The sequence below is a fragment of the Granulicella paludicola genome, assembly GCF_025685545.1.
Classification (GTDB): Bacteria; Acidobacteriota; Terriglobia; order Terriglobales; family Acidobacteriaceae; genus Granulicella; species Granulicella paludicola.
Map to the genome: position 1 here is coordinate 799,418 of NZ_JAGSYC010000026.1, position 24,671 is coordinate 824,088.

Genomic DNA, 24,671 nt, shown 5'->3' on the forward strand with positions numbered 1-24,671 from the left:
GCATGAGCCCATCGAAACCGTTCATCCTGCGCCCTGTTGCTACCATATTGTTGATGGTGGCCATTCTGCTTGCTGGCTTCGTGGCGTACAAGCAGTTGCCGGTTTCGGCGCTGCCGCAGGTGGATTATCCGATCATCCAGGTGACGACGTTCTATCCGGGTGCGAGCCCGGAGGTGATGGCGAACACGGTGACGGCCCCATTGGAACGCCAGTTTGGACAGATACCGGGTCTGCAACAGATGACCTCGACCTCGTCGGGTGGCGGCTCGGTGGTGACGCTGGAGTTCACGCTGTCGGAGTCAATCGATGTGGCACAGCAGGATGTGCAGGCGGCGATCAACGCGGCCTATAACTACCTGCCTGCCGATCTGCCGAATCCACCGGTTTACGCGAAGGTGAACCCTGCGGACGCGCCGATCCTCACGCTTGCGTTGACGTCGACCTCGTTGCCACTGGCCAAGGTGGAGGACGTTGCGGACACGGTGCTGGCGCAGAAGATTTCGCAGCTCTCGGGCGTTGGGCTTGTGTCGATCGCGGGTGGGCAGAAGCCTGCGGTGCGTATCCAGGCGAACCCAACGGCGCTGGCGAATTATGGATTGTCGCTGGAAGACCTGCGTAGTGCTCTGGGTTCCGCGAACGTCGATCAGGCGAAGGGCTCGATCAATGGGCCGCGACAGGCCTACACCATCGGCGATAACGATCAGCTGCTTTCGAGCGCCGACTACAACAAGGTCGTCATCGCGTACCGCAACGGCGCGCCAGTGCGGCTTTCGGATGTGGCGAATGCGATTGATGCGTCGGAGAACATCTACCAGGCCGCGTGGATGGGCATTGCCCCCGCGCCTGCTCGGGTGGAGAAGGACGGAGCCGGGCGGGATGTGGCGATTCCGCCGACAAAGGCTGAGCTGAATCCAGCGGTCATTCTAAACATCCAGCGGCAGCCGGGCGCAAACATCATCAGCGTTGTGGACAGCGTGCAGGCACTGCTGCCGAAGCTGCAATTGTCGCTGCCGACTGGCGTGCAGTTGCAGGTGCTGACGGATCGAACGGGCACGATTCGCGCCAGCGTGAAGGACGTGCAATTCGAGTTGCTGCTGACCATCGCGCTGGTCGTGATGGTGATATTCCTGTTCCTACGCTCTATCGCGGCGACGGTGATTCCTGCGGTGGCTGTGCCGCTTTCGATTGTGGGCACGTTCGGTGTGATGTACCTGCTGGGCTACTCGCTGAACAATTTGAGCCTGATGGCGCTGACAATCTCGACAGGTTTTGTGGTTGACGATGCGATCGTGATGATCGAGAACATCGACCGCTATCTCGAGATGGGCGACTCGCCGCTTGAGGCTGCACTGAAGGGGTCGGAGCAGATCGGCTTTACGATTCTGTCGCTGACCGTGTCGCTGATTGCCGTATTGATTCCGCTGCTGTTCATGGGAGACATTGTCGGTCGCCTGTTTCGCGAGTTTGCGGTGACGCTGTCGGTGACGATCCTGGTGTCGGCGTTCGTGTCGTTGACGTTGACGCCGATGATGGCGGCGAAGTTGTTAAAGCACAAGTCGAAGGGCGAGCAGAGCGCGTTCTATCGCAAGAGTGAAGAGTGGTTCGAGCTGGTGATTGCGAAGTACGGTCGCGGCGTGAAGTGGGTACTGGACCACCAGACGCTGACGCTGTTTGTGACTGCGGGAACGCTGGTGTTGACGCTGGTGCTGTACGTCATCGTGCCGAAAGGCTTCTTCCCGGTGCAGGACACAGGCGTGCTGCTGGCGATTACGGAAGCCGATCAGAGCATCTCGTTCTCGTCTATGGCAGAGCGGCAGCAGGAGGTAGCGAAGGCGCTGCTGGACGATCCGGATGTGGTCTCGCTGGCAAGCTTTATTGGTATCGATGGAACGAACTCGACGCTCAACTCAGGACGCATTCAGATCAATCTGAAAAGCCGCGAAGAGCGCAGCGACGATGTGCAGACGGTGATCGCAAGGCTGCAGCCGAAGCTGGCGCGGATCAGCGGTATTCAAACGTATCTGCAGCCGAGCCAGGACCTGACGGTCGAGGATCGCGTGTCGCGTACGCAGTATCAGTACACGGTGGAGGACGCGAATCAGGCAGAGCTGGCACGGTCTACCGACGTGATTGTGAAGAAGCTACGGACGTTGCCGCAGCTGACGGATGTGGCGAGCGATCTGCAGAACAACGGTCTCGGCGCGACCGTCGTGATTGATCGCGATACTGCGTCACGACTGGGAATTACGCCGCAGAACATCGACGACACACTGGACGATGCGTTCGGTCAGCGACAGGTTTCGACCATCTTTACGCAGTTGAACCAATACCACGTAGTGATGGAGGTTGCGCCCGACTTCCAGCGTACGCTGGATGCGCTGAACAATCTGTACGTGAAGAGCTCGAACGGAACACAGGTTCCTTTGAGCGCCTTCACGCATGTGCAGCCGCGGTCCTCATCGCTTTCGATTGGACATCAGGGACAGTTTCCAACCACGACGATCTCGTTCAATCTTGCGCATGGCTACTCGATTGGCGATGCCGTGAGTGCGGTGAACAAGGCCGTTGCAGATGAGCATTTTCCGGTGAGTGTGAACACGGCGTTTCAAGGCACGGCTGCTGCGTTCGTGGCATCGCTGTCGAATGAGCCGATCCTGATTCTTGCTGCGCTGATCACGGTGTATATCGTGCTTGGAGTTTTGTACGAGAGCTACATCCATCCGGTGACGATTCTATCGACGCTGCCTTCTGCGGGTGTCGGCGCGATTCTGGCGCTGCTGCTGTTCCGGATTGATCTCTCTGTGATTGCGTTGATTGGCATCATCCTGCTGATCGGTATTGTGAAGAAGAACGCGATCATGATGATCGACTTTGCGCTGGAAGCCGAGCGTGAGCAGGGCATGGCTCCGACGGAGGCGATCTATCAGGCGTGCCTGCTGCGCTTCCGCCCGATCATGATGACGACGATGGCGGCGCTGTTGGGCGCTGTGCCGCTGGCGATGGGCACGGGCACGGGCTCGGAGCTGCGGCGACCGCTGGGTATCTCGATCATCGGCGGTCTGATTGTGTCGCAGGTGCTGACGTTGTTCACGACGCCCGTGGTGTACCTGTTCTTTGATCGCATTGGCCGGAAGTATCTCGGGACGGCGAAGGCGGATGCGGAGTACTACGAGCACACGCATGGGCATGGCAGAGTGGAAGAGGCAACGCAACAGTCATGATGCGTGAGGAGCCAAAACCCGAGAAGCATGACGCCGATATGACTGGCGAGTTCGCTGTTAATTTCTCTGCACCCTTTATCAAGCGGCCGGTGGCTACGTTCCTGCTATCGATTGCGCTGCTGATTGCGGGGACAGTGGCATATACGCTGCTGCCTGTGGCTTCGCTGCCGCAGGTGGAGTTTCCAGTGATCTCGGTGGGTGCTGCGCTGCCTGGGGCTGATCCGAGTACGATGGCGTCGTCGGTGGCTACGCCGCTGGAGCGGCAGTTTTCGCGCATTGCTGGCGTGAATCAGATGACCTCGGCGAGCTCGCTGGGAGTGACATCCATCACAATGCAGTTTGATCTCACCCGTGACATCGATGGAGCGGCTCGTGATGTGCAGGCGGCGATCAACGCGGCTAGGGCGCAGCTGCCGGCGAACATGCCGACGAACCCGACATATCGCAAGCTGAATCCGGCAGATGCGCCGATTCTGATTTTGACGATTACCTCGGACACGGCGACGCGCCAGCAGATGTATGACGCGTCGGATTCGATCCTTGCGCAGAAGATTGCGCAGGTTCCGGGTGTTGGACAGACGTTTACGGGTGGGACTTCGAAGCCTGCGGTGCGCATCGAGGCGAATCCGACCGCGCTGGTACACGCGGGCATTGGGCTCGAAGCTTTGCGGGCGGCGATCACGGGCAACAATGTTGAGCAGCCGGTCGGCTACATCAACGGCGTGGGCAAGGACTCGAACCGGATTGCGCTGTATACGACAGACCAATTGAGTGGCGCGGCGGCGTATGCTCCGCTGATCATAGCGACGGATAAGGGGCCTGTATCGAGTGCGACGGCTTCGAATGCGCTGCCGAAGAGCCAGCAGTCGGCGGTGAGTTCACTGACATCGAGTTCGAGTTCCTCGAGCAACAGTAATAACGTCAACGTTCCGGCTTCGCCTTCGACTTCAACGCTGAGCAGCACGACGACGAACACGGCTTCGACGGCGGTGAACGGGCAGAGCAGCGCGGCGGCAGCGGCGACGGTAAAGAACTTTGCGAATTCGACCGTATCGACAACCGGCGCGGCGAACGAACACGGCATCGTCCGTGTGAGCGATGTGGCGCGCGTGGTGGATAGCGTCGAGGACATCCACACCGGAGGTTACTGGAACACGAAGCCGACGATCCTGGTGGTGGTGTTCAAGGCATCGGGCGCGAACGTGATCGAGACGGTGGACAACGTGTTGAAGATCCTGCCGCAGCTGCAGGCCTCGATTCCGCCGAGCATGAAGATTCACGTGGTGCTGGACCGCACAACGATGATCCGCGCCAGTGTTAAGGACGTGACGCGGTCGCTGGTTTTGAGCACACTGCTGGTGGTGATGGTGGTGTTCCTGTTCCTGCGGGAGACGCGGTCGACGCTGATTCCTTCGGTGTCGGTGCCGCTGTCGCTGATGGGAACGTTCGGCGTGATGTACATGCTGCACTACTCGCTGGACAACCTGAGCCTGATGGCGCTGACGATCTCTACGGGCTTCGTGGTGGACGATGCGATCGTGGTGATCGAGAACATCTCGCGGCATCTCGAAGCTGGCATGCAGCCGTTTGAGGCAGCGATGAAGGGAGCACGCGAGATTGGATTCACGGTGGTCTCGATGTCAATCTCGCTGGTGGCGGTGTTCATTCCGATCCTGATGATGGGCGGCATCGTGGGTCGGCTGTTCCGCGAGTTTGCGGTGACGCTTTCGGTGGCGATCACGGTGTCGCTGGTGGTGAGCCTGACGACGACGCCGATGCTGGCCGCAAAGTTCCTGCAGCCACACAGCGAGGTATCGAAGGGCTGGTTTTACCGCACTGGCGAGAAGCATTTGAAGCGCGTGACGGAGGAATATGCGCGCGGTCTGCGCTGGGTGCTGAATCACCAAGCGCTGACGATAATCGTATTTTTCCTGACGTTTGTGCTGAATATCGTGTTGTTCGTGATGATCCCGAAGGGCTTCTTCCCGGACCAGGACACGGGGCGTTTAGGTGGACAGATTCGAGCGCAGCAGGACACCAGCTTTTACAACATGCAGTCGAAGATGCAGCAGATGATGGGCATGGTGATGAGCGATCGGTCTGTCGATTCGGCGCTGAGTTTTCTGGGCGGTGGCGGACCCGGAGGAAGTGCTTCGAACCAGGCGAATCTGTTTGTAATTCTGAAGTCGGCGGCAGAGCGGCAGAAGCTGGGCGACACGCCGGAGAAGATCATCGACAGGTTGCGACCGCAGACGACGAGCGTTCCGGGTGTGACGCTGTATCTGCAATCGGCGCCGGAGTTGAACATCGGTGGAAGGCCGACGGCGACGCAGTATCAATACACGCTGACGGCGGATTCGAGCGATGAGCTGAACCTGTGGGCTCCGCGCATGATGCTGAAGATGCAGGCGCTGAAGGAGCTGAAGGACGTAGCCAGCGATCAGCAGAGCCAAGGCCTGGAAGCGCACCTGGTGATCGACCGCGATACGGCTTCGAGGCTGGGTGTTTCGGCGCTGGCGATCGATGCGACGCTGTCGGATGCGTTTGGACAGCGGCAGGTTTCGACGACGTACAAATCGTTGAATCAATATCACGTGGTGGAAGAGGTCGATCAGCCTTACCAGAACGATCCGGATGCGCTAACGAAGATCTATGTGAAGTCGAATACAGGGGCCGAGGTGCCGCTGGCGGCGTTTACGCACCTGGAAGAGCGGCGAATTCCGCTGGCGGTGAATCACCAGTCGTTGAGCCCGGCGGCGACGCTGTCGTTCAATCTAGCTCCCGATGTTTCGCTGTCGGAAGCAACGGTGGCGATCGAGCGTGCGCGTACCGAGATTGGCATGCCGAGCACGATTGCGGGCGGCTTTCAGGGGACGGCGGAAGAGGCGAAGAAGAGCTTTGCGAGCGAGCCGCTGCTGGTGCTGCTGGCGATTCTGACGGTGTATATCGTGCTGGGGATTCTGTACGAGAGCTTCATTCATCCCCTGACGATTCTTTCGACGCTGCCTTCTGCGGGTGTAGGTGCGCTGCTGGCGTTGATTCTGTGTCATATCGACCTGACGGTGATTGCGATCATCGGGATTATTCTGCTGATCGGCATTGTGAAGAAGAACGCGATCATGATGATCGACTTCGCGCTGGTGTGCGAGCGCGAGCAGGGGATGACGCCGCGAGAGGCTATCTATGAAGCTTGCCTGATGCGCTTCCGGCCGATCATGATGACGACGATGGCGGCGCTGCTGGGCGGCGTGCCGCTGGCGATCGGTACGGGAACTGGAGCGGAGCTGCGACGGCCGCTGGGTGTGGCGATTGTGGGCGGACTGATTGTGAGCCAGTGCCTGACGCTGTTTACGACGCCAGTGATTTACCTGGTCTTCGATCGACTGCGGGTGGCTCTGCCTCGGTGGCGGCGGGCGGCGCTGGAAGCGGCGGGATTCAGGCGACCGCAGCCGCGGCATTTGCCTGCAGATTGACCCCTCCCCCCTCCCCCCTGTACTTAAGTCTCAAAGTCTTCAAAAGGATGGAGTTAGATCTGGGCCAGGAGTGCGTTTGTAGCCGATGAGCCGGAGGTTGTTGCAGGGGTAAATGCAGATTCCTCCGCTGCGCTACGGAATGACAAAAAAGTGTGGTGCTGTGGAATGACAAAGGGTGGTGCCATGGGTGGCAAAGGGGTGATGCCACGGGTGAATGATGGATCCTGGCGGGTCGGTCGGTCCGGTGACTGTGGGAGAACTAACTCTCTATATTCAGGATATCAAGTCCAGCCAGAGAACATGCAATTCTTTTTTGACTGAAATCGCCAGTGTTTATAGGGGTTTGAGGCCGTGCGGAGCCTTTGGTGGGCTTGACAGCGTTTCAAGTAGTCGTGTGGTGGGCAGAGGACGTCTAAACTTCACAGGGGATGTTGAAGTTGCCGTCTCCGCAACTGCAGGTCTCTCCGCTGCGTCCGCAGAGAACGCGAACTCCGGTCGAGATGACAATTCTGTAGGCTAAATAAAGCTCAAGGGTATGGCCTTCTATGTGGCAGCGGGTTTGGGGACGAAGCTGGGTGGGCGCGGCGATGCTGATGGGGGTAACCGCCCATGCGCAGATGCACAAGGTAGAGAAGCCGGAGCAGGTGACGCGGTCGATCGGCGTGTATGAGTGGACTGGCGAGTTGAAGAAGCCGGAGGCGGCGCGGCTGATTCCTGTGTCGCTGTTTATCGAGGGACATTTCGAGGATGGGGGGTTGTACCTGGCGCGGCCGGTGCCGTGGACGCTGGAGTCGGGTGACGAGTACTCGATTGAGACGGCGGGGCAGAGCCATGGGCTGTTTGCGGTGGAGTATGCGCGCAAGGTGGTCACGCGGCGATCGGCTGCGGATGAGGATGTAACGGGTGCGTGGTATGGGTATGGCACGTTCGAGGTGCCGAAGCCACCGAAGAAGAGCGATCTGAAGGCTTCGAAGGTGAACGGCGTGGTGGTGGACAGCGCGGCGTCGGACGACGATCAGCCACATCTGACGCGGCGCGCGGGCGCTGAGGATGATGGGAAGAGTCCCGCTGCTAGTTCAAGCAAGAGTGATGCGAAGAGCGGCGGGCCAACGTTGGGGCGGCGCGGGGATGCTTCGCCGACGACGGATGCGGGCGAGAGCCCGGCGCCTCCGGATGATCCGGACAGGCCGACGCTGCGGCATCGCGATCTGAAGCCGGAGACGAAGGGCAAGAAGCAGAAGGCTGGGGGCGAGGTGATCCCGATGGGGACGTCGCTGAATGACGATCCGGAACGGCCGACGATGCGACGCGGAGTTCCGGCGGAGCAGTTCGTGCCGAAGGCGCTGGCTGGGTTGCCACCAAACCTGCACCAGGCGGTGGCGGTCTCGGATAACTCGAAGGATGAGGCGCATGTATTTACGCGCGATTGGGAGTCAAGCGATGAGCGGGCGGAGACGCTGAAGGCGATGCAGGCGCTGGCGCGGCCGATCGTTGTGGCGTACCTGGCGAAGAACAAGCTGCAGGCGGTGGCGGTAGTTGCGACTGTGAGTGCTCCGGCGGCGAAGGCGGGGCCTTCGTTTGCGAGTACTCCGAAGGCTGCGGCGGCGAAGCCTGCGACGACAGCGGCAGGGCGACGGAAGGTGGCTGCACCTGCGCCGGTGGTGGCTGCGTTTACGAGTGAAGAGTTGAAGGGCTACGAGCTGACGTATGGAGGGCTGCCGACGTTTGTGTATACGGCGGAGGTGCCGGTGGCTACGAGCGGGCCGGTGTATGTGACGCTGGTGGCGCAGCGGCTGCCTTCGGGGGAGTTGCAGGTGGCGTTGAGCAACGTGACGGATGCGACGCATCTGAACCGCACGCCTTGGCTGCGGCTGGTGGATGTGGTGGACCCGGATGCGAGCCATCGGGGGAGCTTTTTGATGGAGCTGCGCGCGCAATCGAGCCGACAGTTTGCGCTGTATCGGCTGGTGACGGCGAAGGCGGAGCAGGAGTTTGTGACGGGAGTGCTGGATTGAGGGCAGGGAGCAGGGGAAACCCGGCAGGTGCTTGGTTGAAAAGGGGCTGAGAGCCTGGGTGAGGCAAGCTTCTTCGGGGTCCTTCGACTGCGTTTGTCGCGAAAGGCCGCGCCAAACTCCGCTCAGGATGACGGGCTGTTTTGCTGAGCTGAGGGAAGGCTGTGGGGTACCCGGCAGATGCTGGTTGAAAAGGGGCTGAGAGCCTGGGCCGTGCAAGCTTCTTCGGGTCCTTCGACTGCGTTTGTCGCGAAAAGCTGCGCCAAACTCCGCTCAGGATGACAGGCTGTTTTGCTGAGCTGAGGGCGGGCTGTGGGGCACCCGGCAGGTGCTGGCTGAAAAGGGGCTGAGAGCCTGGGTGGGGCAAGCTTCTTCGGGGTCCTTCGACTGCGTTTGTCGCGAAAAGCCGCGCCAAACTCCGCTCAGGATGACAGATCGTTTTGCTCAGCGTTGTTCGTTTTGCCCAGCGTTGGTCGAGAAGCAGGTGTCATCTACACTGGTAGGCGATGAGTACAGAGACACAGGCACCTACGGCTTCGACGATTGCGCTTCTTTTTCCCGGACAAGGTTCACAGAGTGTGGGCATGGGCAAGGCGTTTTATGATGCCTCGCCTGCTGCGCGGGCGGTGTTCGAGGAGGCGGACGATGCGCTGGGTTTTGCGCTGTCGAAGCTGATCTTTGAAGGCCCTGAGGATCAGTTGAAGCTGACCGAGCATACGCAGCCGGCGATCCTGACGATGTCGATTGCGGCGCTGCGGGTGCTGGAGCCGGAGCTTGCTTCGCGTGGGCTGAAGGTGGCGTTTGCGGCGGGGCACTCGCTGGGTGAATACTCGGCGCATGTGGCGGCGGGGACGTTCAGCTTTGCGGATGCGGTGAAGACGGTGCGTCTGCGCGGGCAGTTTATGCAGAGTGCGGTGCCTCCGGGTGAGGGCGGTATGGCAGCGATCCTGGGGCTGGATGTGTTGCGGATCAACGACATCTGCGCGCAGGTTTCGGATGAGCTGACGCAGGAGCCGCCGAGCGATCCGGGGAATCCGAGCACGCAGGCGTTTGCGGCGATCGATGCGGTGACTGATCCTGCGAATCCAGCGGGCTCGTTGGTTGAGGCGGCGTCGCGGGTGAATGCGGTGGTGTCGCCGGCGAACATGAACTCGCCGGAACAGACGGTGATCAGCGGAAAGAAGGAAGCTGTTGAACGGGCGTCGGAGCTGTGCAAGGAGGCTGGAGCGAAGCGCACGGTGATGCTGCCGGTGAGTGCTCCTTTCCATTGCGCGCTGATGCAGCCGGCGCAGGAGAAGCTGCAGCAGCAGCTGGAGAGCGTGGCGTTCCATGACCCAGCGTACCCGGTGGCGGCGAATGTGGATGCGATGCTGCTGACGCGCGGGCCGGCGGTTCGCGATGCGCTAGTGCGGCAGGTGACGGGAGCGGTGCGCTGGGTGGAGTGCATTCGGCTGCTGGCGCAGAGTGGGGCGACGCAGTTTATCGAGGTGGGCCCGGGCAAGGTGCTGTGCGGGCTGAATCGCCAAATTGATCGGGCGTTGGTGACGACGAACGTGGAAGATCCGGCGAGTCTGGAAAAGCTGCTGGCCGGGTTTGCGAGCTAGATTGTGGCGAGTGACGGTGAGAGATGGGCGCCTCTGTAGGGGATTGAGAGCAAGTCCCGGGGGCTGAAGCCCGCTTTTCGTGGCTGCCAGGAGGTCCGGACTGATGTCCGGACCTATCTAAGAGCAAGTGCAAATGCAGATTCCCTTCGGGAATGACAAACAAAAAGCAAGAGTAAATGCAGATTTCTTCGCTTTGTTACGTGATGACAAAGAGAAAGGCAAAAAGCAGATTCCCTTCGGGAATGACAAACAAAAGGGGCGCGAGACGTAAGAGTCCGCGAGACGTAAGAGTCCGCAAGACAAAAAGGCCGCCCCAAACAAAAAGGAATGACAAACGAAGTGGAATGAAAACCAAGAAGGGTGAGGTTCAGGCTGAGTGGCTTCTCGCCAGCATCCAAGGGTAGATGCTGGCTTATGAAGAGACGGGTTCGGGAACGCTTGTAGTGATGCTGCACTGGCTGGGTGGCAGCGGTCGGACGTGGACCGAGGTTGCTGGGCAGCTGGGTGAAGTGGGGTTTCGGTGCGTAGGTGTGGATCTACCGGGGTTTGGGCGGTCGCAGGCTGAGGGTGGGTACTCGGTTGAGGAGATGGTTGCGGCGGTGATCGAGACGATCCGTGCGGTGCGCGCGGGGGGCGAGTCTGAGCCGTGGGTGCTGGCTGGGCACTCGATGGGTGGCAAGCTGTCGGCGTTGATTGCGCGGCGTGCGGAACAAGGCGAGGCGGGGCTGGAAAATTTGCGAGGGATGGTGCTGGTGTCGCCGTCGCCGCCTAGCCCTGAGCCGATGACGGAGAGCAAGCGCGAGAAGGCGCTGCAATCGCTAGGACCGGAGACGGTCGATGTGGATGAGCGGCGGAAGAATGCTGAAGCGTTCGTTGATGACAACACAGGGAAGCTGCCGCTGCTCGAGGCGGTGCGTGCGCGGTCGGTTGAGGATGTGTTGCGGATGCAGCCGGAGGCTCTGGCTGCGTGGATGAACACGGGCAGCAAGGTGGACTGCGCGGCCACGGTAGGAGTGCTGGCTGTGCCTGCGCTGGTGCTGGCAGGGACGGAGGAGCCTGCGCTGGGGCCGAAGGTGCAGACGGAGGTGACGCTGCCTCATTTTGCAAAGGCGACCGTGGTGGCGATTGAGGGGAGTGGACATCTTTCGCCGCTGGAGCGGCCGTGGGAGTTGAGCGATCGGATGCTGGAGTTCTTTCGGGCGCTGGGTCTGGGTGCGAAGAGTGCAGAGCTGGGCGCGGAGATGCGGACGCTGATTTCGTCGGACAAGACGTCACCACAGACTCGCGCGGTGCTGCTTGAGCGGCTGCAGGAGCCGGTGGAGCTGGCGGTGACTCTGGATGTTGAAGGGCGGCGGATGCTGCGGGCGTTGGTGGCTCGCGTGGTGCCGCGCGGACGGTTCGATCTGGCGGAGCGGCTGGAGGCGATGCTGGGTCAGGGTAAGGGTGATGGGTGGCGGTTCAGCGTGTTGCCGGAGGATGCGAAGGCGTGGCGGACGGGGTTGATGACGCTGGATGCGGCGGCGCGGCGAGAGTTCAAAGTGCCGTTTGTGGCGCTGCATGCGGAGCAGCAGGATGCGTTGTTGAAGCGGGCGCAGGCGGGGGAGCTGGGGCGCGGATTGCTGGCGACGCTGGATGTGTTCGGGCACGAAGGGCTGTTCGATGAGGAGCAGATGCGCGATTGGTTTGAGGATGTGCGGGGGGAGGCAGCGAAGTTGTATGTCGCCGATCCGCGGACGATGGAGCGCATTGGGTTTGAAGGGTTCGCGGACGAGGCAGGGTTTACGAAGATCAGGTTGGGAGAGTAATGGCGAAGAATCTTTTAGGCAGGCTGCGGTCGCAGATGCGCGGCTACTCCGATGACGATGCAGTGGATGCCGTGGTGATCGGCACGGGTGCCGGTGGCGCGCCGACCCTGGCGAAGCTGGCGGAGGCGGGATTGCGGGTGGTGGCGCTGGAGGCAGGGCCGTGGTTCGAATCGCCGGAGGATGAGTTTGCGACGGATGAGGTGGCGGCTGCGAAGATCTATTGGACCGACGAGCGGTTGAGTGCGGGTGATACGCCGATCGTGTTTGGAGCGAACAACAGCGGGACGGGTGTGGGCGGCAGCATGCTGCATTGGGGAGCGTTTGTGCCGCGCGCCGATCCGCGGGATTTGAGGATCGGGAGCGAGTTTGGGCGGGGTGAGGACTGGCCGCTGAGCTATGACGAACTGCTGCCGTATTACGAAGAGGCGGAGAGCTTTCTTGGGGTGAGCGGGCCTGCGGTGTATCCGTGGGATGCGACGCGGCGGTATCCGACGGGGCCAGTGCCGGTGAATGCGCCGGGGCAGTTGATGCAGCGTGGATTTGAGGCGCTGGGACTGAGGACGAGCGAGGCTCCGATCGCTGCGCTGAGTGAGGCGTATTTTCGCGACGAGTATGGCGAGCGAAATGCCTGCGTGAATCGCGGGTTTTGTCACCAGGGATGTCGCAATGGCGCGAAGGCGAGCATGGATGTGACGTACCTGCCGTGGGCGGTACGCGAGGGAGCGGAGATTCGGCCGCATTGTTTCGTGCATGGTTTTGAGCGCGATGAGCAGGGCGATATTCGGGCGGTGCTGTATCGCGACAGCTCGAGCGGGGTCGCGGTGGAGCGTCGGCAGCGGTGCAAGGCGGTGTTCCTGTGTGCGGGGGCGGTGGAGACGCCGAGGTTGCTGCTGCATGCGGGGATTGGGAATGAGAGCGGGCAGGTGGGCAGGAACTTCATGGCCCATGTGGCGACGCAGGTGTGGGGCACGTTTGGCGAGCCGGTGCGGATGAACCGAGGGTTTCCGGCGACGGTGATCTCGGAGGACCTCCTGCGGCCGAAGGATGCGGATTTTGCGGGTGGATACATCGTGCAAAGTCTTGGTGTTGTGCCGGTGACCTGGGCGCAGAGTGTAGCGCGTGGGCGAGGATTGTTTGGGTCGGCGCTGACGAGCTATCTGGACCAGTACAACTATGTGGCGGGCATTGGCGTGAATGGCGACTGCCTGCCAGCGAAGAATAATTTTCTGGAGCTGTCGGATGAGAAGGATGCTCATGGCGTTGCGAAGCCGCGCGTGCATTTCAATTTGAATGACGATGAGACGAAGATGAATGAGCATGCTTCGCGGGTGATGACGGAGGCATGGCATGCGGCGGGAGCGAGCGACTGCTGGACGCTGCCGCGGATGGCGCATGTGATCGGGACATGCCGGATGGGGGAGGACGCGAAGGACTCGGTGGTAGATGCATTTGGGCGATCGCATGAGGTGGGAAACCTGTGGATATGCGATAACTCGGTGTTCCCGAGTGCGTTAGCGGCGAATCCTGCGTTGACGATTATCGCGCTGGCGTTGCGGTCGGCGAAGCGGTTTCTACGTGAAGTTGAGTGAAGGTGCGAGGTGTGAAGTGAGGATTTGGTTCGGGCAGTTGTGTCGGGCTTTCAGCCCTCAAGTTTTTGTGGCATGGATACCTAGGCCTTCGGCCTAGGCTGTTATAGGACGGGCCTTTGGCCCTGAAAGTGAAGCGTTGGCTCTGACGACCGAGTCTTTCTTTCTGAAAGCAGAGTCGTTATGCCTGAAAGCGAAGCCGTTGGCGGATGGCAGAGCTTTGGGCCCTAATTAGAGAGTTAAAGAAGTTGTCCTTGCGAAGAGGTGGGTGAAACTTTTGCGGGGAACTTCGGTCTGTCGCTCTGCGTACATAGCTTTGGGTAGAGACGCCGTTCGGTGTGCGTTTGCCATCGAGGACTGTGTCACCGATTGAGAGGAAAAGATGAAGTTTTATGCTGCCGTCGCCGTAGCGACGCTTGTGATCCCCCATGCCTTTGCGGAACGTATTTCAACGGAGACGGATTCCGCGTCGAAGTGCTCCGCGCTGAGTGGGACGGTGCGCGATACGACGCAGGCGCTGATTCCGGGAGCGTTGTTGAAGCTGGATAGTGGCGAGACGGCGGAGAGTGGGTCGGATGGCCGCTATCACTTTGGGTGTGTGAAGAATGGATCGCACACGTTGATGGTGAGGATGGACGGCTTTACGGAGAAGGATGTTCCGGTGGCGGCCTCTCATGGATCAGTGGATGTGGTGTTGCTGCCTGCAGAGGTTGAGACGAATGTGGATGTGAGCGCGGACCCCGAGGGCGTGACCAGTGTGAACGCGAGCGGGCCGACGGAGAAGATTTCGGGCGATAGGCTGGCGTCGCTGGCCGATGACCCAGATGATCTGCAGCAGCAGTTGCAGCAGTTGGCCGCAGCCGCGGGTGGCAATCCTTCGAACACGACGATTTCGGTGGATGGCTTTCAGGATTCGAGCAAGCTGCCTCCGAAGAGTTCGATTGCGTATATCGAGGTGAACCCGGACCAGTTTTCGGCAGAGTACCGTGAACCTCCGTTCGAAGGTGGCCGCGTGAATGTGTTTACGAAGCCGGGGCAGAGCACGTATCACGGAGCGTTGTTCATGACGAACGGCAGCCCGTGGGAGAACGCGCGCGATCCGTTTTCGACGAGCAAGGCGGCGATCGGCAAGCAGCGGTATGGATTTGAGTTGACGGGACCGATTCGGAAGAAGGGCAGCGACTTTGCGTTGAACCTGGAGCATCGCGCGATCAACGAATTTGCTGCGGTGGATGCAGCGACGATCGATGCGAATGGCAACACGGTGGAGACATTCCAGAATGTGCCGCAGCCGCAGGCGTTGTGGGAGGGACTGGCGCGTGTCGACTGGCAGCTGGGAGCGAAGAACACGGCGATCGCCAGCTACAGCGCAAATGTAAACAGCCAGGCGAATGTGGGCGTGGGCGGCACGTCGCTGGCGGAGACTGGCTACGGCAACACGGTATATGAGCACATGCTGCGGCTGAGCGACGTGACGCTGATCTCTCCGAAGGCGATGCACGAGGCGCGGGTGAGCTTCAAGTGGGATGGTGTGACGGAGACGCCGAGTTCGACAGCTCCGCAGGTGGCGGTGGCGGGAGCGTTTACCAGCGGCGGCAGCACATATGGAGAGCAGCGGCAGCGGGAGTTTAGCGTCGAGTTCGATGACGACATGGTGCTGACGCCGAAGAACCACACGCTGAAGTTCGGCACGCAGATGCTGACGTACGCGGACCATCAGCAGTTGCCGACGAGCTTCAACGGGACGTATACGTTCGGTGGTGGCACGGCCCCGGTGCTGGATGCGAATGGCAATCCGACGGGACAGACCACGACGATCACGGGTGTGCAGCAGTATCAGCGAGCTCTGGCAGGCCTGCCTGGCGGCTCCGCGACGGCGTATACCGGCGTGACGGGAACGCCGAATGTGGACTTCACGCTATGGACGAACGCGCTGTACATTCAGGACGACTGGAACGTGGGGCATGGGCTGCATATTGCGACAGGTATGCGGTACTTCTGGCAGAACGATCCGACAATTTTGAATTCGGCTACGCCGCGCGCGGGGCTGCTGTGGTCGCCGACGAAGAAGGGCACATGGACGTTGCATGCGCATGGCGGCATGTTCTCCGGGCGCTACGGCAAGAGCGATATCTCGGAGGTGCTGCGCGAGGACGGTAGGGCGCGTGTGACGCAGACGATCTATAACCCGGTGTATGGCAGTCCTCTCCAGGGGGCGACGCCGATCTATAGCGAGCGTCACTTCTCGCCGCATATTTCGAACCTGACGTGGGGCGCTGGCAACATTGGCGGCACGAAGACGCTGCCGGGTGGGTTCAACCTTTCAGTTGACTACATCTTTGCGCGAATCTGGAATTACACGCGGTCGGAGAACATCAACTCGCCGACGAACGGTTTGCCTACGGGGCCACGGCCGGGGCCAGCGAACACAAACATCCTGGAGATGAACAATAGTGGGCAAGGACAGGCGACGGTGGTGTTCGCCGGGGTGGAGAACCACCAACTGAAGCGGGTGCAGTTCTTTCTGGGTAGCGCGCGGGTGGAAGAGGTGGACGATACGGATGACAGCGAGTTAAGTACACCGCAGACGACGGGCGTCGAGACGGGTGAGTTTGCGCATCGGACTGGGCAACCGGTGTGGAACGTGTTTGCAAACGCTACGGTGAAGCTGCCGGAGAAGGTGCAGTTGAGCATGGACTTCAACGGCGGCGGCGATGCGCACTACAACATCACGACGGGCTTCGATAACAATGGCGATGGCGACTTCAACGATCGGCCGCAGTTTGCGACGGCGGCAACGCCATCGTGCGCTGCGCAGCCGACGGCGACGCCGTGCTACTACGCGACGCCGTATGGCAAGCTGACGTCATCGGGTGGAGTGGGTGTGCTGAACCGCAACGTCGGCGTGCTGCCGTGGCAGATCTACCTGAACATGAACGTGCAGCGGACGTTTGCGCTGACGCGGAATCCGAAGGCGAACCATCCGCAGTCGCTGATGGTGAATGTGCGCTCGGCGAATGTGCTGAACCACGAGAATGTGACGACGGTGGGCGGTGTGCTGGGATCGCCGAACTTCGGTCAGGCGTATGCGGCGGACCATGGACGGCGTATCGAGATTGGGGCGCGGTACAGCTTCTAACTCGATGAGCATTGACAGCAGGTGATTGCAGGGCGTCCAGAGATGGACGCCCTACTTATTGCCGACGAGACCGAGGCGGATGAGGCTTTCTGCCGTGGCGAGGATCGCTTCTTCCTTTGAGCGCGGCGACCAGCCGAGGACGTGGGAGGCCTTCTCGTGCGAGCAGCTCTTACTGTTGCCGAGTTCGGGGAGGACGCCGCGGGCCTGGCGATCGACGAGAGCAAAGACGCGGAGTACCCAGTCAGGAATGGAGCGAAGGGGCACGCGTTTTGCGGCGGTGCCGAGGCTGGTCTTGAGCAGCTTCGCGATCTCGAGGAAGGACATGTTGTCTCCGGCGACGGCGAGAAAGCGCTCGCCTGCAGCAGCGGGGTGTGTCATGGCGAGGAGATGCAAACTGACGACGTCGCGCACGTCGACGATGCCGAAGGCGAGGTTGGGGCAGCCCGGGATGTTGCCTTTGAGGAGTCGCTCGACGATGAGGATGGAGGTGGCGTAGTCGGGACCGAAGACGGGGCCGAAGACGCCGACGGGATTGACGACGGAGAGCTCGAGGCCGTTGCCTTCGCTGGCGATGAAGTCCCATGCAGCGCGCTCTGCGAGGGTTTTCGACTTCTGGTAGGGAGCTACGGGAATTGTGCCGCTGAGGTCCGTCCAGGATTCTTCTGTAAAGGGAGCGGTCTGCGGCGGATGGCCGTAGCCGATGGCGGCAAACGACGAGGTGAGGACGACGCGCTTGACGCCTGCATCGCGAGCAGCGCGGAGGACGCGGAGTGCACCTTCGCGGGCAGGGATGATGAGTTCGTTTTCGTCCTTGGGGACGCTGGCCGGGAATGGAGAGGCGACATGCAGTATGTAGTCGCAACCGGCTACGGCAGACGACCAGCCCGCGTCGGCTTCAAGGTCGGCTGCAAAGAAGGTGAGGTCGTTCGTGTCGCCAACGCCGAGCAGAGCCCGAAGCTCAGGCTCGCGCTTGAGGTTGCGGACTGTTGTGTGGACCTGATGACCAGCTTTGAGAAGCTCGAGGATGCAATGACTGCCGATGAAACCGGAACCGCCGGTGACGAGAACTTTGCTCATGCGTGGATTCTAGCTTGTAGGACTCTCGTTTCAGGTGACATCGCTACTTACGCAAGTTGCACTGGAAAAGCAGAAGAGGCGCAGCTTGTGGCTGCGCCTCTTCTGCTTGCTGCGGGTTGGGTTATTTCTTGTCGGTGACTACGGCTCCGTTGATGTCGCGGACTTCGACGGGGCCGAGGTTTGCGTCCTTCAGCTGGGTCTCGATCTTTGCGCGATCGCCGGCTGCGACGATGATCAGGTGGCCGGGGTGGAGGTCTGCCTTTGCGACGCGGGCTACGTCAGCCGAGGTGACCGAGCGGTACTTCTCAGGCAAGGTGGCGTAGTAGTCCAGCGGACGGTTGTAGAGGAAGATCGAGCCCATGGAGCCGGCGATGGCTCCCGTGGTTTCGAAGGCACCGGGCAGCGATTGAATACGCGCGTCCTTGGCCTCCTTCAGCTCGGTCTCGGTGGGTGGGTTGTCGGGGAAGCGGGTGATCTCGCTCATGAGCTCCTTCGCAGCGGGGCCGGTGACGTCCGTGCGGACGAGACCGCCAGCCTGGAAGGGACCGCCGTCGCGGTAGAACGAGTAGCCGGACTGCGCGCCGTAGGTGTAGCCGTGGACTTCGCGGAGGTTCATGTTGATGCGGCTGGCGAAGGCTCCGCCGAGGGTATAGTTCATCACCTGCAGGGTCTGCAGATCGGGGGAGTTGCCAGCGACACCTGTGCCGAAGGCGAAGAGCGCGGTCTGCGGAGCACCGGGCTTATCGACGATGACGACGTGGGTTGCGGGGAGTTCCGGAGCGGCCGGGATGGTGATGGCCGAAGCGGGCTTACCTGTCCACTTGCCGAGGTGCTTTTCGGCGAGTTCGCGGGCCTCAGCAACGGACACATCGCCGACGAGAACCAGAGCGGAGTCCGAGGGCGAGAAGTGGCTGCTGTAGAAACCGGTCACATCGTCGCGGGTGATGGAGGTGATGCTGGCGGTGGTGCCGGAGGGTGAGGTGCCGTAGGGCGTGTCGCCGTAGACGAGCTTAGGGCCGACGCGGTAGGCCATGGCGCTGACGTTGTCGGTCTCCTGCTGGATGCCGACGAGCCGCTGCTTGCGGATGCGATCGAGGTCATCGGGAGAGAAGGCCGGATGCTGGAGGACATCGGCGAAGAGGTCCATGCCTTTGCCGACGTTGTTGGTGAGCAGGGTCATGGAGGTGGTGGCGCCGTCCATGCTGGCACCGACGCGAATGCTGGTGCCGAGGCGCTCCTGTGCGGAGGCGAACTCGGAGAGGTTGCGCGTAGTGGTGGCCTCGCCCATTACCTGCGCGGTGATGTTGGCGAGGCCGGCTTTGTCGGCGGGATTATTCTCGCTGCCGGCGCGGGTGACGACGACGGCGGAGACGATGGGGAGCGAGTGCTCTGGTACGACGTAGACCTTGAGGCCGTTGGCTAGAGTGAAGGTCTCCGGCACGGGGAGGTGAACGGTGACGGGCGGGCCAGCCTTGGGAGCTGTCTTACGCCAGCTCTGCGCCTCTTCAAACTCCGGCGTATAGGGATTGGTGATCTTTACGTCGGCGTCGGTGTTGTCCGGGCTGCGCGGTACGTCGTCGAGAATCTTCTTGCCGGGGACGCAGTAGACGACGACGGCGGAGTCCTTGGTGAGGTACTTGTTGAGGGCGGCCTTGGCGCTGGCGACGGTGACGGCTTCTTCCGCAGCGACGTCCTTGGGGAGGTAGCCGGGGTCGCCGGTGTACTGGTTGTAACGGTCGAGGGTGTCGGCTACGCCGCCGAAGCCGCCGAGGCGCTGCAGACCGGCGATCTTGCCAGTGAGTGCTCCTGCCTTGGCTGCTTCCACTTCAGCTTCGGTGGGGCCGGTGGCCTGGAGCTTGGCGAGTTCATCCCAGAAGGTCTTCTCTAGGTCTTCGAGTTTGACGCCGGGCTTGGCGGTGATTTCGCAGTCGGTGATGCCGGTGAGCTTGAGGCCGTCGGACTGGCAGGTGACGGACTGCGCGACCTGGGTCTTGAGGACTAGGGCTTCATCCAGGCGGCTGGCTTTGGCTCCGCCGAGAGCGAAGATGTCGGCGCTGAGAGCATAGGACTCAGGTGTAAAGGCAGCAGGCGTGAGCCAGGCGATGGAGACGCGCGGGAGCTTGACGGTGTCGGTGACGGTGACACGCTTCTGCGCGGTGATCGGTGGAGTGGGCGTATTGACCGGCTCGACCTTGGGGCCTTGCGGGATGGGGCCGAAGTACTTCGTGAGCAGCTCCTTCAGCTGCTTCGGATCGAAGTCGCCAGCGATGGCGATGGAGGCGTTGTTGGGGGTGTAGAACTGCTGGTGGAAGTCGCGGATATCAGCGATGCGGGCGGCTTCGACGTCCGCGTGGGAGCCGATGACGACGCCGTAGTAGGGATGGCTCTTGGGAAAGAGCTGGTGGAACATCTCTTCGTCGGCTACATCGTAGGGGCGACCTTCGCCCTGGCGGCGCTCGTTGCGGACGACGTCGCGCTGGTTGGCGAGGAGCTTGCGGTCGAGGCCTTCCATGAGGAAGCCCATGCGGTCGGACTCGAGCCAGAGGCCGAGTTCGAGCTGGTTGGCGGGCAGGGTCTCGAAGTAGTTGGTGCGATCGAAGTCGGTGGTGCCGTTGACGTCGGTGGCGCCAGCGCCCTGCACGTACTTGATATGGGCCTTCTCGCCGACGTGCTCGGAGCCTTCGAACATCATGTGTTCAAAGAGGTGGGCGAAGCCGGTGCGGCCAGCACGCTCGTTGAGCGGACCAACGTGGTACCAGAGATCGACGGAGACCAGAGGCAGGCGATGATCTTCATGCGTGATGACCTTGAGGCCGTTGGGCATCGTGTAGGTCTCGTAGGCGATGGTGGGCAGCTTGGACTTGCCTGCAGGCTTGGCGGCGGTCTGCGCGAGCGAAGTGGCAGCGGTCAGCAAAAGCGTAGCTGCGATGGCTGCGTGCCGGGTGTTCAGTCGAGGGCTCTTCAAGAGGGGTGCTCCTATGTTGTGAGAGGGGTGGAACAGAAAACGGAAAAATGACTAACGATAGTGTCGCAAACAGAATAAAGCGCATGTGCGCCGTGCGGGAGACTTTCTGGATAGACGCTGGTGGTATGAAAAGGCTTAGGGAAGCTCGGATGAAGTCCATTCAGGCCCAAACTTCGCAACCTCCGGGGCTGAAGCCCCCATTCTATTTGGGCGTTCGATGTACGGGCTGGAGCCCGTACCGCTTCAAAGCGGACTTGTGCAGGGTTTTCCTGGTGTTCCGTTAGTCGGGGGTGTTGTGCGGGAAGGCTTCGAGGGCGGCGACGCGGGCTTCGAGGGCGCGGATGCGGGCTTCGAGATCGGTGGGGGCGGCGGGATGAGCGGCCGGGGCTGCATAAGCAACGCGAAATACAGGGGTCTCTCCACTTCGCTGCGCTTCGGTCGAGATGACAGCTTTATAGTTATGCGCTTCGGTCGAGATGACGTTTCCCCCCAGGGGGGCTTCGGTGCTGGCTCCGGAGAGGAGGTGCATCCAGCGGGCTTCGCGGGCGCCGGGCTGGCGCTGCATCAGGAAGGTGAGAGGGTCTAACGGACTTTGGCGCTGGGCGAGGCGTTCGAGCGTGGCGGTGGCGGCGGCGTTGTCGTCGAAGGTGAACATGCGCTCGGCGCGGGTGCGGAGTTCGGCGGAGGTTTGCGGGCCGCGCAGGAGCAGGAGGCAGAGGAGCGCGGTCTCGTCGCGGCGAAGGTTGAGGACGTCGCGGACGGTGTGCTCGTACTTGGTGGCACGGCTGTCGGGGCGTGTCTTGACGAGGCCGAGGCCTTCGAGGTCGAAGAGCGCGGTGCGGACGTCGGACTCGGTGAGTTCCATGACGGGTTCGCGGCTGGACTTCTGGTTGCAGGCGTTGACGGTGGCGTTGAGGGTGAGCGGATAGTACTCGGGCGTGTTGATCTCTTTTTCGATGAGGCAGCCGAGGACGCGGGCTTCGACGGGGGAGAGGTGCATGGGGATATGGTAGCGGAGAGGGTGTAAGGGATGGCGGCGTGTTGGGAGAATCGAAGTTGTCGATAACGCCAGTTTTCGGGAGCAAGGGAAGTTGATGACGATAAGCCGACTTGTCGTTACTAATACCGTGTCGGTGAGCGAATTGACGATTTTGCTCTCATTTAGTTCGCGACAACGCTGGATTCGATGTTTGCGCGGCGACAATGCCATGTCCAACGCCAATGGCCGTGGCTATTTGAAAGGTGTTCTTACAGAAACTCTGAGGACGGTCAAAGGCATGCGTGTGATGACGCTCATAGACTGAGCAAACAGTAGCGATACAATAAAGCCACATTCCTTCAAGCTATTTAGGGGAAGCCCATGCCTATTGAGACGTCCAAGGGTGCATCGACCGCATTTGTCCTGATTCACGGCGTTGGTGATCCCGCAGATCAAGAACTCCTTTTTGCCTCGCATCTTTCGTTTCAGCGATTGGGCATACCAATACAAAACCTGTATGAGTTTAACTGGAATTTGGCCGTATTCCATCCGTTTGAGTCCGCACCCAATTCGGAGACGATTGGGACCTGGATGAACGATGTCTATATCGCCCGCATAGGGTCGAGCATTCTTAATGCTGCGGTCTACCCCTTCGCTCTTGGCCGAACGAAATGGCAACGTGCTTTGACCATGCTCTGCGAGCGGCTCGCGCTGATCTTCCAGACGCTTCCGATAGCCGTCGTCTTGGTTCCGCTTTGCCTGCTAATTCCCGCTCACGCGTTCTTACGAGGAATCCTTACAACGTATTTGGCGATCTTTGCTCTTCAGGGTTTGCTCGGCCTCATGACAGGACGGATGCAAGCTACAGTGGAATGCTTGCGTACTGTTCTCATCCCTTGCATCTGGTCTATTGCCTTTGTATTTCTGCTGCCCGGGAACATTAGCTTGGGCGCCGTCACAGGAATAGCCGTCTTTGGCTTGGTTCTACTGGTAACCGGCCATCTACCGGACAGTCTCCAGCCATGGAGGGCACATTTCGAGGGAATGGTTGAGATTACGAGTTGGCATTGGCTTTCAATCCTCTATTGGATGGCGGGAATCGCCGTTTGGGGTGTCGTGACCGCCGCACTCGCTTACCTTGTCAGATCAACGCTCTATCTAGTGACTAAGATTCTCGCGGACGTCTCACTCTATCTCGGAGACGAGAAATATCGCCAAATGCTGATCGGAGACTTGGACTCGCTCCTGAACTCGATCGCGGAGAAACATACTTCGGTAGTTCTCGTAAGCCACAGCCTTGGGACCGTGATTGCAGCGGACACACTTCGGCAATTCGCGCCGAATCGCTTCGAGGAGATTGTCTTTGTTACGTCGGGATCCCCCATGGCTCGTATGTTTGGCCGGTTTTTCCCAGCCGCGTACCCTCCTCCGAAGGCTCTACACCAGCAGTTTTGTTCCCGATATCCGCGGTTTCGCTGGGTCAATGTTTTTCGACCGCTCGATCCCATCGGTGCGTCGCTGGGACTACCCAAAGGATGCGATATTTCTACTCGTCAATGGAGCAAAACGTTCCTCAGCGCCCACGGAAATTACTGGAGCGACCCAGTTCCTTACGATCTTGTAGTCTCCTGGCTCGAACGAACTCAGCCGTTGGGTGCCAGCGATCCATGCGATCAAGACCGCAGTGAAGTGAACGCCTATTACGAAGTAGCCTCCGTCATCCGAAAAGTTTCTCTGGCCGTCGCCATTACTGCGGCTGTTGGACTTCCCGTTTTTGCTGTTCGGACGTTTACGAGCAAGCCAGCAGTCGATACGGATTTGTTGCTTCGAACTAGCACCGAAGTACCTGCTGTGATCGCCTACTGGAAAACTCGCGACGAGACCTCTGAACACCTCGATGAAAGTACTCACTTGGACGTTCGCTACACCACTGCAACAGCAGTACCAATACACATGACGGAATCCCCCCCTGAGTTTCGGAATGAGGACCAGAATGTTGCGCAGTCATTCAAGGGAACTGATTGTTGGGTCGATGGCCACCAGGCTCTGTGTATGAACACCCGGGTTCGCTATGCGCAAACCGATCCAAGAGTGTTTACGCTGCCGGATTTCGAGCACGCAGAACAGGACAATCAGGCTCCAATTAGCAAGGCGGATCGCATTTTCTGGATCATCTTTGGAACTCTTTTCTGTATTGTCGTGGTCCCTGTTGTGATAGCCTCCGGAATCTTCTGGGTGCAGATGCTCCTAGCTCCTATTTTCTTCCGCCCTCTCGCGGCACTGTTCGGGTTTGTCGACCGCTTCTCTCATCGTTTTCGTGACGCAGAGAAGCTCCGAGACATAAGGGCGACCTCCGTGTCACGGTATTCCACAAAACCACACGCGTCAGCCGACGTTGCCTGAGGGCGCAGCCACGCTCCTCCCTCAGCCGGTGCCGTCACAGGGCGGTCAATTGGAGCCTCGCATCAGCCTGGTTCGGGCGGTCAGCGACAGCCGGATGGTATGGGTGAGGTTCCTGCTGCTGGCTTTGTGGGAGCCGCATGACGTTGGCAGGAGCAACAAGGCTACATAAAAACTAAGGACAAATGTCATTGCGTGGATCACGGTTGACCAGCAGCGTATCAGCGAGTTAGCTGTGAATCGCAATCCCTGCCTAGGTCCAAGCGTCGCAGGTCGTAAACGGGAAAGGCGTAGTAGGAGAGGCCGAAAGAGGATGACTCGGTTGGTGTGAACAGGCCGAAGCACTCATTGAGTCTGGATTACTCCTGATAAACACTCTTGTGGTCATCCAGGAAGGCCTGCCGTGAGGC

General features: G+C 60.4%; 12 protein-coding genes. 9 read left to right on the forward strand and 3 right to left on the reverse strand.

Features of this window, described 5'->3' with window-relative positions:
• The first annotated feature begins 2 nt into the window (after window positions 1–2).
• The 8 genes from OHL14_RS18995 (at window position 3) to OHL14_RS19030 (ending at window position 16,840) form a co-directional block, all read left to right on the forward strand.
• Window positions 3–3,221, forward strand: coding sequence for an efflux RND transporter permease subunit (locus tag OHL14_RS18995; RefSeq protein ID WP_263380949.1), 3,219 nt, complete (start codon window positions 3–5; stop codon window positions 3,219–3,221).
• Window positions 3,218–6,694 (forward strand): efflux RND transporter permease subunit, encoded by a 3,477-nt coding sequence (locus tag OHL14_RS19000; RefSeq protein WP_263380950.1) that lies wholly within the window; start codon window positions 3,218–3,220, stop codon window positions 6,692–6,694. Before OHL14_RS18995 ends, OHL14_RS19000 begins: the two co-directional genes overlap by 4 nt.
• Window positions 6,695–7,239: 545 nt before the next feature.
• Entirely contained in the window at window positions 7,240–8,709 is a 1,470-nt protein-coding gene (locus OHL14_RS19005; protein WP_263380951.1) for a hypothetical protein, read from the forward strand.
• Window positions 8,710–9,212: 503 nt separating this feature from the next.
• The gene (locus OHL14_RS19010) at window positions 9,213–10,310 is read left to right on the forward strand and encodes an ACP S-malonyltransferase (RefSeq protein WP_263380952.1); all 1,098 of its coding nucleotides are present in this window, start codon (window positions 9,213–9,215) and stop codon (window positions 10,308–10,310) included.
• 133 nt (window positions 10,311–10,443) lie between these two features.
• Window positions 10,444–10,581 (forward strand): hypothetical protein, encoded by a 138-nt coding sequence (locus OHL14_RS19015; RefSeq protein ID WP_263380953.1) that lies wholly within the window; start codon window positions 10,444–10,446, stop codon window positions 10,579–10,581.
• A gap of 133 nt (window positions 10,582–10,714) precedes the next feature.
• Entirely contained in the window at window positions 10,715–12,115 is a 1,401-nt protein-coding gene (locus OHL14_RS19020; RefSeq protein ID WP_263380954.1) for an alpha/beta hydrolase, read from the forward strand.
• Window positions 12,115–13,704: a GMC family oxidoreductase gene (locus tag OHL14_RS19025; RefSeq protein WP_263380955.1), complete on the forward strand. Its 1,590-nt coding sequence runs from the start codon at window positions 12,115–12,117 to the stop codon at window positions 13,702–13,704. Before OHL14_RS19020 ends, OHL14_RS19025 begins: the two co-directional genes overlap by 1 nt.
• A 379-nt stretch (window positions 13,705–14,083) precedes the next feature.
• Window positions 14,084–16,840, forward strand: coding sequence for a TonB-dependent receptor (locus tag OHL14_RS19030; protein ID WP_263380956.1), 2,757 nt, complete (start codon window positions 14,084–14,086; stop codon window positions 16,838–16,840).
• A 51-nt stretch (window positions 16,841–16,891) separates the two neighbouring features.
• Here the strand turns inward: OHL14_RS19030 and OHL14_RS19035 are convergent, their stop codons facing one another.
• The 3 genes from OHL14_RS19035 to OHL14_RS19045 all read right to left on the reverse strand — a co-directional run bounded on the left by OHL14_RS19035 (window position 16,892) and on the right by OHL14_RS19045 (window position 21,882).
• Complete coding sequence (locus OHL14_RS19035) at window positions 16,892–17,917, reverse strand: SDR family oxidoreductase (RefSeq protein WP_263380957.1); 1,026 nt, start codon at window positions 17,915–17,917, stop codon at window positions 16,892–16,894.
• 121 nt (window positions 17,918–18,038) lie between these two features.
• The gene (locus OHL14_RS19040) at window positions 18,039–20,882 is read right to left on the reverse strand and encodes a M16 family metallopeptidase (RefSeq protein ID WP_263380958.1); all 2,844 of its coding nucleotides are present in this window, start codon (window positions 20,880–20,882) and stop codon (window positions 18,039–18,041) included.
• Window positions 20,883–21,162: 280 nt separating this feature from the next.
• The gene (locus OHL14_RS19045; protein ID WP_263380959.1) at window positions 21,163–21,882 is read right to left on the reverse strand and encodes a YceH family protein; all 720 of its coding nucleotides are present in this window, start codon (window positions 21,880–21,882) and stop codon (window positions 21,163–21,165) included.
• Between the two features lie 360 nt (window positions 21,883–22,242).
• On the opposite strand from OHL14_RS19045, the gene OHL14_RS19050 reads away from it, so the two are divergent.
• Window positions 22,243–24,264: a lysophospholipase gene (locus tag OHL14_RS19050; RefSeq protein ID WP_263380960.1), complete on the forward strand. Its 2,022-nt coding sequence runs from the start codon at window positions 22,243–22,245 to the stop codon at window positions 24,262–24,264.
• Window positions 24,265–24,671: the final 407 nt, after the last annotated feature.